The following is a 15,976-nucleotide window of genomic DNA, read 5'->3' on the forward strand; positions in this document are numbered from 1 at the left end:
GGAGCAGCTAAATGATAATGCTGCGCTACGTGGTGTATCGCTTTTTCACGATGCTGCTGACGCTGCTTGTGGTGTCAGTGCTGATCTTCGTTATCATCAACCTGCCGCCCGGAGATTACCTCAGCAACCAGATCGCAGAGCTTCAGGCATCGGGTCAGTCTGCAGGTGTAGCCAAGGCGGAATTTCTACGCACAGAATATGCTCTGGACCGTCCGATGTGGGAACAATACCTGATCTGGATGGGGTTCTGGCCCGGGCCACATGGGTTTGAAGGCCTGATACAAGGCAACTACGGCTGGTCCTTCGAGTTCGATCGTCCCGTAGCCGAGATCGTGGGCGACACCCTGTGGCTGACCGTTGTGGTGAACCTTGCCGCGATCCTGTTTGTTTATGCCGTCGCCCTGCCGCTGGGCGTGCTCGCGGCGGCGCGGTCACGGACCTGGATCGACTATACCTCGGCTTTCGTAGGGTATCTGGGTCTGGCCACGCCAAATTTTCTGCTGGCGTTGATCTTGTTCTACTACGGTCACCAATATTTCAACCTACCCATCGGGGGTTTGATGGATCCGATCTACGAGGGGCAGCCGATGAGCTGGGACAAGCTGAAGTCCATCCTGATCCACCTGATTGTTCCAACCTTCGTGATCGGCACCTCGGGCGCGTCCGCGATGATGCAGCGGCTACGCGCGAACATGCTGGACGAGCTGGGCAAACCCTATGTGGAAACCGCCATCGCGAAGGGTATGGCTCCGTCGCGTATGTTGACCAAGTATCCCCTGCGCGTGGCCTTCAACCCGTTTGTGGCCGATATTGGCAACCTGCTGCCCTCTATGGTATCGGGGTCGGTCCTGGTATCGGTGGTGCTGGGTTTGCAGACCATCGGCCCGACCCTGCTGACGGCGCTCAAGACGCAGGATCAGTTCCTGTCGGCCTTTATCCTGATGTTTGTGGCCCTGCTGACGCTGATTGGGACCATGATCTCAGACATCTTGCTGGTCATGCTGGACCCGCGAATTCGGTATGAGGGGCGTGAAGCATGACCAAACGCTCTGACGATCGTTATGTCGACGATGCCCCCTTCGATCCAGACGCCGCCCTGCAACAACTTGAGCGCGCCGATCTGGACGCCCCCAACTGGCTGCTGGTCTGGCGCAAATTCCGCACCCACAAACTGGGCCTGATTTCGGGCATCTTCCTGCTGCTGTGCTACCTGATGCTGCCCTTTGCTGGGTTCATTGCCCCCTATGGTGCGAATGAACGCAATGACGAGCATCTTTATGCCCCGCCCCAAAGTGTCAACTGGTTCCACGAAGGCGAATTCGTCGGTCCGTTTGTCTACCCGACGGTGATCGAGGCCGACCTTGAGACCTTCCAGTGGAAAGCCGTGACCGACACCAGCGATCCGCGCCCGCTCCAGTTCTTCTGTGAAGGGGCCGAGTACAAGCTGGCGGGGCTGATCAAGTCGGACACGCATTTGTTCTGTGCGCCCGAAGGCGCAACGCTTTTCCTGTGGGGGTCCGACCGTCTGGGTCGGGATGTCTTCAGCCGCATTCTCTATGGCGCGCAACTGTCGCTGACCGTGGGTCTGATCGGTATCTCGGTGTCGTTCTTCCTGGGCATCCTGTTCGGGTCGATGGCGGGCTATTTCGGCGGCAAGATCGACTGGGTCATCAACCGTGTCATCGAGATTCTGCGGTCACTGCCCGAACTGCCGTTGTGGCTGGCCTTGTCTGCGGCGGTGCCCTCGAACTGGAGCCCCGTGGCTGTGTTCTTCATCATCTCGATCATCCTTGGGATATTAGACTGGCCTGGCCTTGCGCGATCCGTGCGCGCCAAGTTCCTGTCGCTGCGCGAAGAAGAATACGTACGCGCGGCCGAGATGATGGGCGCAAGTTCGGGCCGCGTGATCCGCAAGCACCTACTGCCGAACTTCATGTCCCATCTGATCGCGTCGGCCACGCTGTCGATACCTGCAATGATTCTTGGGGAAACAGCACTGTCCTTCCTTGGACTTGGTTTGCGGGCTCCAGCCGTCAGTTGGGGCGTAATGTTGAACGATGCCCAGAACCTCGCGTCGATCGAGATCTACCCGTGGACAGCGATTCCGATGCTACCAATCATCGTGGTGGTTTTGGCCTTCAACTTCCTTGGCGACGGGCTGCGTGACAGTCTGGACCCCTATCAACAATGACCCTGCTCTCCGCGCTTCCCGCTTCCGACAGCTACCGCGTGACAGGCAGCGGGGCGCGGCCCAGCGCTTTTGCCGTGTCCGAGCTGGCAACCGCGAGCTTTGCGGCCGTCGGTCAGGAACTCATCCGATTGATGAAGTCGCTGAACCTTGTCAGCGACGCGCCCGAATTAACGGTTGATCACCGTTTGGCCTCGCTTTGGTACGGTTTCTCGTTCAAACCGGAAGGGTGGGAAATGCCCAGCCTCTGGGACGCCATCGCCGGAGACTATCAGGCATCCGACGGTTGGATCAGGTTGCATACGAACCTGCCCGCCCATCGGCAGGCCGCCCTGAAAGTTCTCAGGGTCAAGCCTGACAGGGATGCCGTGGCCCAAGCAGTCAGAACATGGTCTATCGTCGATTTAGAAGCAGCCATAGTGGCCGAGGGAGGAGCAACAGCCGCAATGCGTAGCCGCTCGGAATGGCTGGAACATCCACAGGGCCGGGCTGTCTCCCGCGATCCGTTGATCGGCTGGCACAATCCGCGTCAAGTTACGTTACGCGACCGACTGCAAGCGACAGCCGAACGTCCGTTGGCAGGGTTACGCGTTCTGGACATGACCCGCGTACTTGCAGGCCCGATTGCGACGCGCACGCTGGCGGGGTTTGGCGCCGAAGTTCTACGCATCGACCCCCCTGGCTGGGACGAACCCGGCGTGATCCCCGATGTTTCGCTGGGCAAGCGTTGCGCCTTTCTGGATATGAAAACACCCGCCGGCCTTGAAGCCGTGCAAGACCTTCTCTCTCAGGCGGATGTGTTCGTGCATGGTTATCGCCCCGGCGCACTGGACGCGCTTGGCCTGACACAGACGAAACGGGATGCGCTGGCACCCAACCGCATTGAAGTCACCTTGAATGCCTATGGCTGGCTGGGACCTTGGTCCAATCGGCGCGGTTTTGACAGCCTTGTGCAGATGAGCGCGGGCATCGCGGATGCCGGGCGCAGCTGGGCCAAAGCAGATAAACCAACGCCGCTGCCGGTTCAGGCGTTAGATCACGCGACCGGCTATCTGATGGCGGCCGCAGCGCTGTCGGCGTTGTCCGAAGCAGCCTTGGGCAATTCGATCATGCAGGCGCGACTGTCTCTGGCCCGAACGGCCGAGTTGCTGGCCGTGTTGGGTAAAGCCGAAACCTCAAATGAAATCACTCGCGCCAACCCAACCGATTATGCGCCGACCCCTGAGAAATCCGACTGGGGTGTCGGCCATCGCCTCAAACCAGCCCTTCGCGTGGGTGGCACGGATATGATCTGGTCCCGGCCTGCCTCCAAACTGGGAACGTCTGATCCCATCTGGCCTTCGCTTAAACCATAGCGCAACCGCCGCGCGGAACGCGCGGCCCGGCCCAACGCTTTTGACTGCGTCTCGTCAGAGACGTGTCCAAAAGAGGCGGGAGCGCGTCCTACCTGTCATCCCCTCCACCAGGGCCGATATCGTCCAGATAGTCCTCGTCAATCGCGGCCTGAACAGCGCCCGTTACTGCCTCGCGCTGTTTCGGCGTCAGATCTTCGGTAGCTTTTTCATCGGCCAAGCGCACTGTCACTTCTCGATGGGCGAAGCGGATACCTTCGCGCGCGAACAGTTCGCGAATTTCCTGATAGACCTTCTTGCGTACCAGCCACTGATCGCCAGGCTTGGTCATGAACTTGACGCGGATGATCATCGCTGAATCCTGCATCTCGATCACACCCTGAGACTTGAGCGGCTGAATGAAATTATCGCCGATCACAGGGTCACTCAGCAATTGCTGACCCAGCTTCTTGATCAGCTTACGCACCTTCTCGACATCGGTGTCATAGGTCACCCGCAAGGGCAGCTTCATAATCACCCAGTCACGAGAATAGTTCGTCAGCACTTTGATCTCGCCAAAGGGGATGGTGTTCAGCGCACCCAAGTGGTGGCGCAACTGGAACGACCGGACCGAAATCTTTTCGACCGTGCCTTTCACATCGCCAATGTCGATATATTCCCCTTTGCGAAACGCGTCATCCATTAGGAAGAACGCCCCCGAGAAGATATCCCGCACAAGGGTCTGAGAGCCAAATCCCACGGCCAGACCAACGACACCCGCGCCAGCAAATAGCGGGCTGACATTGATGCCCAGCTCCATCAGTGCGATCAGGACAATGGTGACAACGACCACAGCCAATATGGCCCCCCGGAACAGGGGTAGCAAAGTGGCAAGGCGGCTCTGCCCACCTTCACCTCCTTCATCACCCAACTCGGCCTCGGCACCGCCATCGTCAATCTCTTCTGCGATCTTCGTATCGATCCAGATGCGGAAGAAATGGAACAGAATATAGCCGATGAACATGATGACCATCACATCCAGGAACCGTTCGATGGGCAGTTCCTCGCTCCAGCTGGCATCCGGGTTCCAGATGACAACCAGCGCATAAAGGCCGACCACAAAGGCCAGAATACCGGCCACACGACGGGCCAGATCCTCATAGGTCACAATCGAATGCGCGCGTTTTTCGGCCAGAGGGGTCTCTATAACCTCCTCCATTGGGCTGACCTCACCCTCGGCGTTCATTTCTTCTATCTGACGGTTTCGGTCAAAATACCGTTCGAGCAGATAGTTCATTGCGCCATAAGCAATCACGACCGACATGAAGATGGCATAGCTGCTGGCAACAATAGGGATCGAGTTTTCATTCTCCAGCACAAGATCGACGGCCAGTTTGAACCAACTGAAAACGATATACAGGATCAAAACTGGCGCCCACGCCAAAGAGATAAAGCGCAGTATCCATGACACTTGTTCTTTGGCTCGCCCGCCCCGGATGGCATTGGAAATTGCGCGGCCGTTGAACAGTATCATCAGAACATTGCCCAACGCGCCCAGCATAGTCAGACCGCCATAGACCATGGCATAGACGTTGTAGTTCAACCCGAAATCCGCAACCCATGTCGAAAACATCACGACCGAAATGTCGTAAGTCGCGATCGCCGATGCCCAGATATAAAGCCGCTTGGCGTCCCGGTCGGAAAAGGGCGGCAGCCGGTACTGGCTGAGATAAGGTGACAATACCATGCGCCAAAGATCAGAGACCGTGCGCGACAGGAAGAAGGCCGCGAAAATCGCGGTTACCGTAAACTGGATCGAGATGTCCTCAGCCTCGCCAAAGAACAGGAACCCGACGATCAGGGCCATCAGCATGGCAAAGATCGTGCCCCCTATCCCCATAAGGAAGCGGAACACCAGAAACGGCATTTTTTCGCGATAACCTTGCGGGTTTTCCTTGGACCGCGCGACGACAATCCCTTTGGCAATGCGCTTGCCGTAAATCTCGGTTGAGAGCCAACGCCCCAGCAGCAGGAACAGGATGTTCCAGAACAGCACCTCGACATAGGTCTGTATCCGACCATCGGGGCTGGTCTGACGCAGGACGTATTTGACCTCGAAGATCGAATAGGGAAGCGCCTCGAGCCGGGATTGCATCGACTCGCGGAACTTAGAGAACCTCTCCTGCGCTTTCATAAGTTGAGAGCCATCAGACATCGGGTCTGAAGGGCCCGCACCGTCAGCCGCTACTGTTTGTTGACCCGAAGACACTACTTTGCCCGCACTGTCGATAACGATGACACTGGCTCCGGCCTCGGTGGCCGACCGGATAGCAGTAGCCAGGTCGCCCTCTTCGGTCGTAGATGCCGCAGTATCAGAGTTCGTTGTATAACCAGGTATAAGCGAGGTCTGCGCTGTGGCCCCGACTGCAAACACCAAAGTGGTCGCCCAGATCAACAGGGCAAGGATGGCACCAAATCTTGGTTTCATAGGGGATTCTATCCAGTTCGACATTTGCAACGCACAATACAAAAGCACATTTGCGTGTTCAAATCATCAACCGCTTGTTTTCGGGAACGGTTTTTTACTGGGTGCGCGGTACAATGGGCACGTGTCGAGTGTTTCCAATCTGACAAAAACTGAATATGAGGAGCGCGGTGCGTTGCACGGCTTAGATGGTTGTATCTATTGGTGGAAAACACGGCGAACCACAGAAAGGATCTACAACATGTAGCCAAATCGCCATGTTTGTCGGTTTCGGCAGGTCAAAGCAGCGTTTTTTACAAGCAGCCGAAAAACAAATACGATAGACGTGCAAGCGCGCGGAGTTGCACTCAGACACTAAGACGGGCGAAAGAATGAGCCTAGGAAAACAAAACGACAAAACCGGCCGTGCGCCTCGCATCCTGTTCTACAGCCATGATACGTTCGGATTGGGGCATTTGCGCAGATCCCGTGCTTTGGCAGCTGCAATAACTCAGGCTGATCCTTCGGCTTCGGCGTTGATCTTAACCGGGTCTCCAGTTGCAGGCCGCTTCACCTTTCCCCGTCGCGTCGACCACGTACGCCTGCCGGGGGTTACCAAGCGCGCCGACGGGTCTTATGCCTCGCAGACGATGGGGATGGGGATTGAAGACGTGACGGAGTTGCGCTCGAGCCTTATCCAAACTGCCGTTCAACAATTCGATCCTGATGTTCTGATCGTTGACAAAGAACCCACCGGATTTCGCGGGGAACTTTTGCCAACGCTGGACTGCCTTTTGAAAACCAAACGAACCCAGATCGTCCTGGGCTTGCGTGACGTGTTAGACGAGCCCGAAGTGCTGGCCGCTGAATGGGACCGAAAAGAAGCCCTGGATGCCACCGAGACCTATTATGATGAGATTTGGGTCTATGGGTTGCGGTCGATCTATGATCCAACACAGGGGTTGCCTCTTAGCCCTGCCACCCAAGCGCGTATGCACTGGACCGGATATTTGCGCCGCGATCTGGGACCGGTCGCAGAACCGCCCGAGCAGCCTTACATCCTGATCACGCCCGGCGGCGGTGGCGATGGCAAGGCGATGGTAAACCTTGTGTTGTCCGCCTACGAGCACGACCCGACGCTTTCGCCTCGAGCTGTTCTGGTTTACGGCCCCTTCCTGTCAGGAGAACTGCGCGAAGAGTTTGAAACGCGCGTCGCAGCCCTGAACGGTCGCGTAACGGCCGTCGGATTTGAATCCCAGATCGAAACCCTGTTTGCCGGTGCGGCGGGTGTGGTTTGTATGGGCGGCTACAACACGTTTTGCGAGGTGCTGTCATTTGACAAGCGTGCCGTGATCGTGCCCCGCACCACGCCCCGGCTGGAACAATGGATCCGGGCCTCGCGCGCCGAAGAACTGGGCCTTGTTCGAATGCTCGACGAAAGCCGCGATGGGTTGACGACCGATGCGATGATCAATGCCATCCGAGCATTGCCCAATCAGTCCCTTCCATCCGAGGTCATCTGCGATGGGCTGCTGGACGGTCTGGACTATGTCACAAGTCGAGTACACGCCTTGCTGACCGGAGAGCAGGAACGGGCCACCGGATGAGCCTTACACAACCGAAACTAGCGGTGCTGGTCAAAGGATGGCCGCGCCTGTCGGAAACGTTTATCGCGCAAGAATTGGTAGCATTGCAGGATGCGGGCCACCGGTTTGACATCTGGTCGCTTCGCCATCCTACTGACGTCAAACGTCATCCCCTGCATGAAAGGTTCACAGGGCAGGTCCATTACCTGCCCGAATACCTGTATCAGGAACCCCAGCGCGTTTGGGCCGCCCGCGCTGTTGCACGCGCCATGCCCGGCTATGGCGAAGCATACCGAATCTGGCGCGCTGATCTGCGCCGCGACCCCACACATAACCGCATCCGACGCTTTGGGCAGGCGTGCGTTCTGGCCGCCGAACTGCCGCAGGATACGCGTGTCCTGTATGCGCATTTTATGCATACCCCGTCTTCGGTCGCACGCTATGCCGCCATCATGCGGGGACTACCGTGGAGCTTTTCCGCCCATGCCAAAGACATCTGGACCTCGCCCGAATGGGAAAAGGCCGAGAAACTGCACGCTGAAACGCATGGTGCATCTTTTGGCGCCACATGCACCGCCGTTGGCGCAGACCATCTGCGCAGCCTTGCCGATGACCCCGCGCGCATTGATCTGATCTATCACGGGTTGGACCTGAGCCGTTTTCCGTCTCCTCCGAAACGTAACCCACGCGCGCCCGATGCACCCTTCCACATGCTCTCCGTAGGGCGTCTGGTCGAGAAAAAGGGCTTTGACCGCCTGCTCCACGCTTGTGCCTTGTTGCCCACAACCCTGGACTGGAACTGGACCCATATCGGCGGCGGCGCTTTGGGAGACGCGCTACGCACCCTCGCACAAGATTTAGGGGTCGCGGACCGCCTGTCTTGGAAAGGCGCGTGCGACCAACCCGAGGTGATTGCCGCCATGCGCGAGGCGGACCTGTTTGTGCTGCCCAGCCGCATTGCCACGGACGGAGATCGCGACGGGTTGCCCAATGTGCTGATGGAGGCTGCGTCTCAGCGGCTGCCGATCCTGTCGACCCCGGTCTCGGCCATTCCCGAATTCATCGAAACAGGAACCCACGGTGTGCTGTCCAGTGATGACCCCACCGCGCTGGCGGCGGCCATTTCCAGCATGGCAGCCGACCCTGGATCAACTGAAAACATGGCGAAAGCGGCCTATGACAGGTTGATCGCTGACTTCCGTATGGACCCCGGAATCGCACTTTTGTCCAAACGTCTGACCGCTCTGGGGGCGGACAGGGGCTGATGGCGCGGGTTGCGTTCTACGCTCCGATGAAATCCCCGGACAGCCCGGTGCCGTCCGGCGATAGGGAAATGGCCCGGAACTTGATGACCGCAATCGCCGCGCAGGGTGATACGGTCGAGCTGGCCTCGTCCCTTCGCCTTTACGACAAAACCGGGGACACACGGGTTCAAACGCAACTGCACGAAGCCGCGGAACGCGAAGCAGAGCGTCTTGTAATAGAATTGCCCACAAACACCGCGCTTTGGGTGACCTACCACAACTATTACAAGGCCCCCGACTTGTTGGGTCCACGTGTCAGCGCCGCCCGAGGAATTCCCTATGTTCAGTTGGAAAGCACGCGCGCGACCAGCCGCTTGACCGGCCCTTGGGCGGGTTTCGCCAAAGCCGCACACAATGCTTGTGACGCGGCCGACGTGATCTTTTACCACACCGCGAACGACCTGATTACCCTAGAGCGCGAAAGGTTTGGCTCGCAGAAACTGATCGAGCTGCCCCCGTTTCTGCCCGCAGAAGACTTGCCAGAGGCCTCTTCATGTAACGGGCCGATGTTGACGGTCGCGATGATGCGCCACGGCGACAAGCTGGCTTCTTACGACATACTGGCCCAAACATTGGCGCATGTGGAAGGCCAATGGGCTTTGAACATTGTCGGCGATGGGCCCACCAGACCCGAAGTTGAGGCCATGATGGCCCGGTTCGGGTCCAAAGTGCGCTTTCTGGGGCAACTTGACCGTGCTGCCGTTCAGATGTGCTATGACACCGCGTCGGTCCTGCTGTGGCCGGGCGTGAATGAGGCGTATGGGATGATCTACCTTGAGGCGCAGGCCAGTGGTATTCCAGTTGTTGCGCAGGATAGACCCGGCGTGCGGGATGTTTTGCTACCCTCGACCTACCCCACGACCGAGACAGGGCCAGCAGGGCTAGCGGCACATTTACAAAGCCTGCTGCGTGACCACACGCAGCGCCTGAAAACCGGAACCGAGGCGCGCGCCTACGTCGCTGCCCGCCACCTTTTACCGAACGCAACCGAGACTTTTTGGAAAGCTGTCCGCCCCTTGATCGAGGGTCGGGGATGACGAGACTTGCGCTGCTCCGCCATGGTCATACACCCTGGAACCGCGCAGGCCGGATTCAGGGACGCAGTGATATTCCGTTGGACGATGATGCCCGTCAGGATCTTGCGGGTTATGCCTTGCCCGAACCCTGGGATCAGGCCGAACTCTGGTCCAGCCCGCTGCAACGCGCAGTTGAAACAGCGCGTCTGGTCTCTGGGCGCACCCCAGACACCCACGACGCTTTGACTGAGATGAACTGGGGCGAATGGGAAGGGTTGCGCGGGGTCGACCTGATCGCGGACCCCAACAGCGGTTATCGCCACATCGAGGATTGGAGCTGGCAGTTTCGCCCACCCGGCGGAGAAAGCCCCGCAGAGCTTTGGCACCGCGTGCGCCCCTGGCTTGACGGCTTACAGGCCGATACGGTGGCCGTCTGTCACATAGGCATCATGCGTGTCATTCTGGCCAGTGCATGGGATTGGAATTTCGACGGGCCGCCCCCCTTTAAAATCAAGCGCAACAGACTGTATATCGTCGAAACACAACCTCTGCGCGCGTGGCCTGAGCCCGTGCGCCTGATCCGCTCGGAGCCCGTCGCATGAAAGTGATGATCGTGGTCACCCACCTGCTGGGCACCGGACATTTAAGTCGCGCCTTGACCCTTGGACGCGCTTTTGTGCAAGCGGGGCACGAAGTTCTGACCGTATCTGGTGGCATGCCTGCGCCCCAACTGGACAGTTCTGGGATGTCTTTGCTGGGGCTGCCCCCACTGCGGTCAGACGGTACCAACTTTACGCGCCTGCTGACGCAATCAGGTGAGGTGGCAGATGCGGATTACATGTCCGCTCGTAGTGTTGCCCTGACCAAAGCTGTCAGAAGCTTCTCACCGGACGTACTGATCACCGAGTTGTACCCGTTCGGGCGCAGGTCGTTGTCGGCCGAGTTCACCGCCGCCTTGGACGCGGCCCGCGCGTTGCCCCGGCCTCCTGTCATCTTGGGATCGGTCCGAGACATTCTTGCGCCGCCCTCGAAGCCCTCCAAGGCTGAACGGACAGATCAGATCATATCCGAACACTACGACGGTGTCCTTGTGCATTCGGATCAAACAGTCATCCCGCTTGAGGTCAGCTGGCCGGTTTCCGAGCAACTTCAGAAGCGGTTGCACTATACCGGGTTCGTTGCGCCTGGCGCGCCGACCGCACACCCACAGCGCACCGGTGAAGGTGAAATCCTTGTCAGTGCAGGCGGAGGGTCGGTTGGACAGCCGATCTTTCAGACAGCCATCGAGGCTGCCCGAAAGATGCCCAACAGGCGCTGGCGCCTGCTGGTCGGAGGCCAGGATGCCCAAGCGCGCATCAAACAGCTGAAACCTTTGGTCAAGGATGCGCCGGTTGCGTTAGAACCGGTGAGGCCCGATTTTCGGCAAATGCTGCCAATCGCAGCCGCATCGGTCAGCATGTGCGGATACAACACCGCCCTGGATATTCTGCAGACCGGAACTCCGTCCGTGTTCGTCCCTTTCGACGACGGCAGCGAAGTTGAGCAGACACTGCGCGCGCGAACACTGGCCACCCTTCCGGCCATCGAAGTCATTCCAAGCCAGATGCTAGATGCAGAATTGCTAGCTCGGGCGATAGAAAGTGCGACATCGGGCCCTGAACGAACCGTTCCCGACCGTGGGTTTGACGGGGCTGCTAAAACCGTCGAGATCGCGAAGACGCTGTTGGAGGGCCGTATATGATACCCAACTGGCGCCCACTACAGGACGAATTGGCCGTGTGGGAACAACACAGACTGTCTTTGCCCCTATGGTGGCGTGACGATGATGCTATCTCTGCAACGCCGCAGCTTGACCGACTGATCGCCCTGTCGGATACACTTGGGGTACCAGTTCACCTGGCTGTCATTCCAAAGACCTGCGACACAAGCCTTGTCGCCCGGGTCGACAGCAGCACCCTGATCCCCGTCGTCCATGGATGGGCGCATCTGAACCACGCGCCCAAGCAGGAAAAGAAATCCGAGTTTCGGATGCACCGGTCGATGCCAACGATCATTGGCGACGCACAGCAGGGGTTGGACCGGCTGCAAGAGCTGTACGGCGAGCGTTCGGCGCCCATGTTCGTGCCGCCCTGGAACCGTATCGCGCCCGAGGTCGTCGCGGAACTGCCTGCACTGGGCTATCGCATTTTGTCCACCGCCACGCCACGGGCCACGCCCACCGCCGCGCCCGGGTTGCACCAGGTCAACACGCATCTTGATCCGATTGATTGGCGCGGCACACGAGGGCTTGTGTCGCCCGAGCGTCTAATTGACACGGCAACCGCGTTATTGCGAGATCGACGAGAAGGCCGCAGCGATAATTCCGAACCCTTCGGCATTCTGACCCACCACCTCGTGCATGATGACGCGATTTGGGCCTTTACCCACGACCTTTTGCACCTTCTTCTGGATGGACCCGGCGTCCCCTGGGTCGCGACAAACGAAATACGGAGACCCGAATGAGCCGACTGGATTCAATGCTGCGCCGCCTGACCGCCCAACGCGATGGGTTGAACTGGGCCGTAGAACAGATCGCGGATCACCCCGGAGATGTGCTGGACATGGGCCTGGGCAATGGCCGCACCTACGACCACCTGCGCGAGATCCTGCCCGACCGGCGCATCTGGGTGATGGACCGGGTGCTACAATGCCATCCCTCCAGCACTCCGCCGGCCGAGGATTTCCTGCAAGGCGAGGCCGAGCCGATGTTGGAAAAGCTGGCGCAAGGCGGCCCCAAGATTGCCTTGGCACATTATGATTTCGGGCGTGGCATCAAGGACGACGATATGGCCGAGGCAGCCCGCCTCAGCCCGCTGATCGCGCAGGTCATGCTGCCCGGAGGGCTATTGATATCGGGTCAGCCACTGGTTGGTTTTGATCAGTTTGCAGGGCCCGAAACCATTGCCCCGGACCGATATCTTTTCTACCGAGCCTAATTGGTAGTGATTTAACGCGCCCTATCAGGCGACACGCCGCCCGCGCGACCATACCCCGTTCAGCGCTGGTGCGCCTTCGCGGATACGAAAGCGGATAACATCGGCGCGGGTGTCCGAGCGCAGCTCGCCCCGGTCGCCCAGACCGACCACCTGAGCCGGCGTCTGGGTAACGGTGCGCAGGCCACGCGCCATATTGCCCCACATATCTCCCAGGCGGGTTGCCGACAGCAGCAGCGCGGCGGGCACGTAGTCTGACGACAAAATATCCAGATGGCCCAGATCAGCCAGTTCCTGCGCTGCGACATTGCCGGAATGAGACCCGCCACGGATCACATTGGGTGCCCCCATCATAACCTTGATTCCGTGATCGTGGCAGGCCCGGGCGGCCTCGACCGTGGTGGGGAATTCGGCCAGCGTGATGCCATGCCCCGCCGAAACGGCCACCTGATCCTGCGTCGTGTCATCGTGGCTGGCCAGCATCGCCCCGAACCGTTTGGCGGCTTTGACCGTCTCAACCTCGTGCTGATCGCCAAACCGATCGCGCAATGCCTTCAGTTGTGCCACGTGCTGCAGGAAGTCATCATCGTTCATGCCATGCTTACCCTTCATATAGGCCTCAAGCTGGGTCATATCGCGAAATTGGCGCTGGCCGGGCGTGTGATCCATCAGCGAAACCAGACCGACGCGATCCTCGGGGCCGAACTCGTCCAGCTCGGCCACGAGGGTTTCCGAGCAGACCTCGGCCCGCAGGTGCAGAAAATGGCTGATCTTCAGCGCATCCTGTTCGCGCAGATCCCACAGCTCGCGCGACAGCTCGCGGGCGTATTTCTTGTAGCGGTTGCCCGACGGGATCGAACCGATGCGCATCGCATCGAATACGGTGGTAATGCCGGTGCTGGCCAGTTCCGCATCGTGGGCCAGAATCGCCGCCGCGTGGGGCCAGTCAACTTTGGGGCGCGGCTGAATATGGCGCTCCAGATTGTCAGTGTGCAGCTCGACCAGACCGGGGCAGACATAGTCGCCGCCGCAATCCACTGCGCCGGGCGGCACGGTGCCGCCCGTGGCGATCTCGGCAATGGTTTCGCCGGTGATGCGGAGGCTACCTGTGACCGTTTCATCGGGCAGAACCAGCGTGGCATTGGCAAGGATCATTTCTTCTGTCATCTGAACTTCACACGGTCTGAGCTATTGGGTAGGCCACGCATAGGAGGCCAATGTGACATTCACGCGATACGCGATCTATTTTGCGCCACCCGCCGGGGCCGAGTGGACCCGGTTTGGCACAAGCTGGCTGGGTTGGGACATAGAGGCCGGCGCTGCGGTCGCACACCCCGATATCCCCGGCGTGGATGTAGCCGCCGTCACGCAGGTCCCGCGCAAATACGGGCTGCACGCGACGATGAAGCCTCCGTTCCGACTGCGCAACGGGCAGACAGTTGAGGCGCTGCGCGAGGCTTGCGCCCAGATGGCTGCTGCGCAGGCCCCGATCACGTTGGAGGGGCTTGAGATCGCACGTCTGGGCCGGTTCCTGGCCCTGCGCCCCACAGGCGACGAGGCGGCGCTGAACGCACTGGCCGCCGCCTGCGTGCGTGATCTGGATAATTTCCGCGCGCCTGCATCCGACGCCGAATTGCAGCGTCGTCGCGCCGCCGGGCTGTCGCCCGCGCATGAGGCCAATCTGGTGCAATGGGGATACCCTTACGTGATGGACTCGTTCCGCTTTCACATCACCCTCAGCGGCAAGTTGGACAAACCTACGCTGGCCACCGTTCAGGATGCGCTGGACACGCGGCTTGCGCCCCTGCTGCCCACGCCGTTCCACATCACCGATCTGGCGCTGATGGGCGAGGCCGCGGACGGGCGGTTTCACCTGATCCATCGCTATGCCCTTTCCGGCTGAAGCTTGGTCAGGATGGCGTTGACCGTCTGGTCCAGCGGACCGGAATTATCGATCTGCACCACCCGGCGCAATCCATCGGGCAACGTGATCTGCGCGCGTTCAAGCCGACGAGCCTGATCCGTCGCACTTTCGCGCCCGCGGGCCGACAAGCGTTGTGCCAGCACCTGCGGATCAGCGGTCAGCGAGATCACGACCAGATCGCCAAACACCTCTTGCGCGCGCAAAAGCACGGATCGGGACAGGTTCACCAAAACTGCATCCGCCTGCCCCCGCAGCTGCTGGATGCTTTGGGGCACCCCATACAGCAACCCATGGGCGGGCCAGTGCAGGGCAAAGGCATCCTCATCCACCATCTGCTGAAATGTGCCTTCGGAGACCCGGTCGAAATCCTCACCCTCTTCGCCCTCGGGGCGGGTGATCACCCGGCGCATCCGGTGAATGCGTGCGGAGAGCGCCTCCAGCGCCTCAATCACGCTGTCCTTGCCAACGCCAGAAGGTCCGACAACCGCGATGACAGGCGCAAGGGTCATGCCGCCAGTCCCGGTGTGAAATCCGAGACGTTGATCTCTCGATCGCACACCCGTTCACGCGCGCCGACATCGTGGAAAATGCCGATGATGGCCGCGCCGCGCGCTTTGGCCTCTTCGATCAGGCTAAGCACGGTTTCACGGTTATGCACGTCCAGCGAGGCGGTGGGCTCATCCAGCAGCATCGCAGGATAGTCGTGCGCAAAACCCCGTGCGATGTTCACGCGCTGCTGCTCGCCGCCCGAAAAGGTCGTGGGGCTGAGCGTCCAGAGGCGTTCGGGAATGTTCAGCCGCGCCAACAGGCCTTCCGCCTTGTCGAGCGCCGCCTGACGGTCGCATCCGACGGCCAGCAGAGGCTCGGCCACCACCTCAAGCGTCGGCACGCGCGGCACCACCCGCAGGAACTGGCTGACATAACCCAGAGTGTCCCGCCGCAGAGCCAGAATCTCGCGCGGTTCAGCCTGCGCCACATCCACGCCGCCCACCATGACTTGCCCCGAGGCGGCCAGATAGTTGCCGTAGATCACCCGCATCAGAGTGGATTTGCCCGCCCCGGACGCTCCGGTCAAAGCCACACATTCCCCGGGGTCCACGCTGAGTGTCGCTCCCTCCATCACAGGGATCACTGCGCTGCCCTGATTGTGCAGGGTAAAGCTTTTACTGACGTTGTTCAGTTCAATCATCT

Annotated in this window: 15 protein-coding genes; 11 read left to right on the top strand and 4 right to left on the bottom strand. The window is 59.8% G+C overall.

What is annotated here, in order from left to right; genetic code table 11:
- Positions 1-11 precede the first annotated feature (11 nt).
- From ACR0DX_RS10030 to ACR0DX_RS10040, 3 genes are read left to right on the top strand one after another with little or no spacing between them, the layout of a single operon-like run.
- Positions 12-1,040 (top strand): ABC transporter permease, encoded by a 1,029-nt coding sequence (locus ACR0DX_RS10030; protein ID WP_170354823.1) that lies wholly within the window; start codon positions 12-14, stop codon positions 1,038-1,040.
- Positions 1,037-2,191: an ABC transporter permease gene (locus tag ACR0DX_RS10035; protein WP_170354822.1), complete on the top strand. Its 1,155-nt coding sequence runs from the start codon at positions 1,037-1,039 to the stop codon at positions 2,189-2,191. The genes ACR0DX_RS10030 and ACR0DX_RS10035 overlap by 4 nt, the downstream gene beginning before the upstream one ends.
- Entirely contained in the window at positions 2,188-3,543 is a 1,356-nt protein-coding gene (locus tag ACR0DX_RS10040) for a CoA transferase (protein WP_170527411.1), read from the top strand. The genes ACR0DX_RS10035 and ACR0DX_RS10040 overlap by 4 nt, the downstream gene beginning before the upstream one ends.
- A gap of 88 nt (positions 3,544-3,631) precedes the next feature.
- Here the strand turns inward: ACR0DX_RS10040 and ACR0DX_RS10045 are convergent, their stop codons facing one another.
- Positions 3,632-6,007 (bottom strand): mechanosensitive ion channel domain-containing protein, encoded by a 2,376-nt coding sequence (locus ACR0DX_RS10045; RefSeq protein ID WP_170354820.1) that lies wholly within the window; start codon positions 6,005-6,007, stop codon positions 3,632-3,634.
- Between the two features lie 368 nt (positions 6,008-6,375).
- Between ACR0DX_RS10045 and ACR0DX_RS10050 the strand changes: the two genes are divergently transcribed.
- Genes ACR0DX_RS10050 through ACR0DX_RS10080 form a run of 7 tightly spaced genes read left to right on the top strand, consistent with a single transcriptional unit; the run spans position 6,376 to position 12,864 of the window.
- A complete protein-coding gene (locus ACR0DX_RS10050) occupies positions 6,376-7,590 on the top strand; it encodes a glycosyltransferase family protein (RefSeq protein WP_170354819.1) in 1,215 nt (404 codons plus the stop codon).
- Complete coding sequence (locus ACR0DX_RS10055) at positions 7,587-8,834, top strand: glycosyltransferase (protein WP_170354818.1); 1,248 nt, start codon at positions 7,587-7,589, stop codon at positions 8,832-8,834. The genes ACR0DX_RS10050 and ACR0DX_RS10055 overlap by 4 nt, the downstream gene beginning before the upstream one ends.
- A complete protein-coding gene (locus ACR0DX_RS10060) occupies positions 8,834-9,910 on the top strand; it encodes a glycosyltransferase family 4 protein (RefSeq protein WP_170354817.1) in 1,077 nt (358 codons plus the stop codon). Before ACR0DX_RS10055 ends, ACR0DX_RS10060 begins: the two co-directional genes overlap by 1 nt.
- Positions 9,907-10,491 carry a histidine phosphatase family protein gene (locus tag ACR0DX_RS10065; RefSeq protein ID WP_170724491.1) on the top strand — a complete coding sequence of 195 codons (585 nt, stop codon included), beginning with the start codon at positions 9,907-9,909 and terminating at the stop codon, positions 10,489-10,491. The genes ACR0DX_RS10060 and ACR0DX_RS10065 overlap by 4 nt, the downstream gene beginning before the upstream one ends.
- The gene (locus tag ACR0DX_RS10070) at positions 10,488-11,630 is read left to right on the top strand and encodes a glycosyltransferase (protein ID WP_170354815.1); all 1,143 of its coding nucleotides are present in this window, start codon (positions 10,488-10,490) and stop codon (positions 11,628-11,630) included. Before ACR0DX_RS10065 ends, ACR0DX_RS10070 begins: the two co-directional genes overlap by 4 nt.
- The gene (locus ACR0DX_RS10075; protein WP_170354814.1) at positions 11,627-12,391 is read left to right on the top strand and encodes a polysaccharide deacetylase family protein; all 765 of its coding nucleotides are present in this window, start codon (positions 11,627-11,629) and stop codon (positions 12,389-12,391) included. The genes ACR0DX_RS10070 and ACR0DX_RS10075 overlap by 4 nt, the downstream gene beginning before the upstream one ends.
- Complete coding sequence (locus ACR0DX_RS10080) at positions 12,388-12,864, top strand: class I SAM-dependent methyltransferase (RefSeq protein WP_170354813.1); 477 nt, start codon at positions 12,388-12,390, stop codon at positions 12,862-12,864. Before ACR0DX_RS10075 ends, ACR0DX_RS10080 begins: the two co-directional genes overlap by 4 nt.
- Positions 12,865-12,888: 24 nt before the next feature.
- On the opposite strand, the gene ACR0DX_RS10085 is transcribed toward ACR0DX_RS10080, so the two are convergent.
- Complete coding sequence (locus tag ACR0DX_RS10085) at positions 12,889-14,028, bottom strand: alpha-D-ribose 1-methylphosphonate 5-triphosphate diphosphatase (RefSeq protein WP_170354812.1); 1,140 nt, start codon at positions 14,026-14,028, stop codon at positions 12,889-12,891.
- 52 nt (positions 14,029-14,080) lie between these two features.
- Between ACR0DX_RS10085 and ACR0DX_RS10090 the strand changes: the two genes are divergently transcribed.
- The gene (locus ACR0DX_RS10090; protein ID WP_170354811.1) at positions 14,081-14,764 is read left to right on the top strand and encodes a DUF1045 domain-containing protein; all 684 of its coding nucleotides are present in this window, start codon (positions 14,081-14,083) and stop codon (positions 14,762-14,764) included.
- On the opposite strand, the gene phnN is transcribed toward ACR0DX_RS10090, so the two are convergent.
- Together phnN and phnL are read right to left on the bottom strand one after the other, a co-directional pair.
- Positions 14,746-15,294, bottom strand: a complete 549-nt coding sequence (gene phnN / locus ACR0DX_RS10095; protein WP_170354810.1) for a phosphonate metabolism protein/1,5-bisphosphokinase (PRPP-forming) PhnN — start codon at positions 15,292-15,294, stop codon at positions 14,746-14,748. The genes ACR0DX_RS10090 and phnN overlap by 19 nt on opposite strands.
- The gene (gene phnL, locus ACR0DX_RS10100; protein WP_170354809.1) at positions 15,291-15,974 is read right to left on the bottom strand and encodes a phosphonate C-P lyase system protein PhnL; all 684 of its coding nucleotides are present in this window, start codon (positions 15,972-15,974) and stop codon (positions 15,291-15,293) included. The genes phnN and phnL overlap by 4 nt, the downstream gene beginning before the upstream one ends.
- Positions 15,975-15,976: the final 2 nt, after the last annotated feature.

The organism is Ruegeria sp. D3 (assembly GCF_056534465.1).

Coding starts and splice junctions, on each gene's coding strand:
- ACR0DX_RS10030 (WP_170354823.1), top strand. CDS start 12: ATGATAATGCTGCGCTACGTGGTGTATCGCTTTTTCACGATGCTGCTG.
- ACR0DX_RS10035 (WP_170354822.1), top strand. CDS start 1,037: ATGACCAAACGCTCTGACGATCGTTATGTCGACGATGCCCCCTTCGAT.
- ACR0DX_RS10040 (WP_170527411.1), top strand. CDS start 2,188: ATGACCCTGCTCTCCGCGCTTCCCGCTTCCGACAGCTACCGCGTGACA.
- ACR0DX_RS10045 (WP_170354820.1), bottom strand. CDS start 6,007: ATGAAACCAAGATTTGGTGCCATCCTTGCCCTGTTGATCTGGGCGACC.
- ACR0DX_RS10050 (WP_170354819.1), top strand. CDS start 6,376: ATGAGCCTAGGAAAACAAAACGACAAAACCGGCCGTGCGCCTCGCATC.
- ACR0DX_RS10055 (WP_170354818.1), top strand. CDS start 7,587: ATGAGCCTTACACAACCGAAACTAGCGGTGCTGGTCAAAGGATGGCCG.
- ACR0DX_RS10060 (WP_170354817.1), top strand. CDS start 8,834: ATGGCGCGGGTTGCGTTCTACGCTCCGATGAAATCCCCGGACAGCCCG.
- ACR0DX_RS10065 (WP_170724491.1), top strand. CDS start 9,907: ATGACGAGACTTGCGCTGCTCCGCCATGGTCATACACCCTGGAACCGC.
- ACR0DX_RS10070 (WP_170354815.1), top strand. CDS start 10,488: ATGAAAGTGATGATCGTGGTCACCCACCTGCTGGGCACCGGACATTTA.
- ACR0DX_RS10075 (WP_170354814.1), top strand. CDS start 11,627: ATGATACCCAACTGGCGCCCACTACAGGACGAATTGGCCGTGTGGGAA.
- ACR0DX_RS10080 (WP_170354813.1), top strand. CDS start 12,388: ATGAGCCGACTGGATTCAATGCTGCGCCGCCTGACCGCCCAACGCGAT.
- ACR0DX_RS10085 (WP_170354812.1), bottom strand. CDS start 14,028: ATGACAGAAGAAATGATCCTTGCCAATGCCACGCTGGTTCTGCCCGAT.
- phnN (WP_170354810.1), bottom strand. CDS start 15,294: ATGACCCTTGCGCCTGTCATCGCGGTTGTCGGACCTTCTGGCGTTGGC.
- phnL (WP_170354809.1), bottom strand. CDS start 15,974: ATGATTGAACTGAACAACGTCAGTAAAAGCTTTACCCTGCACAATCAG.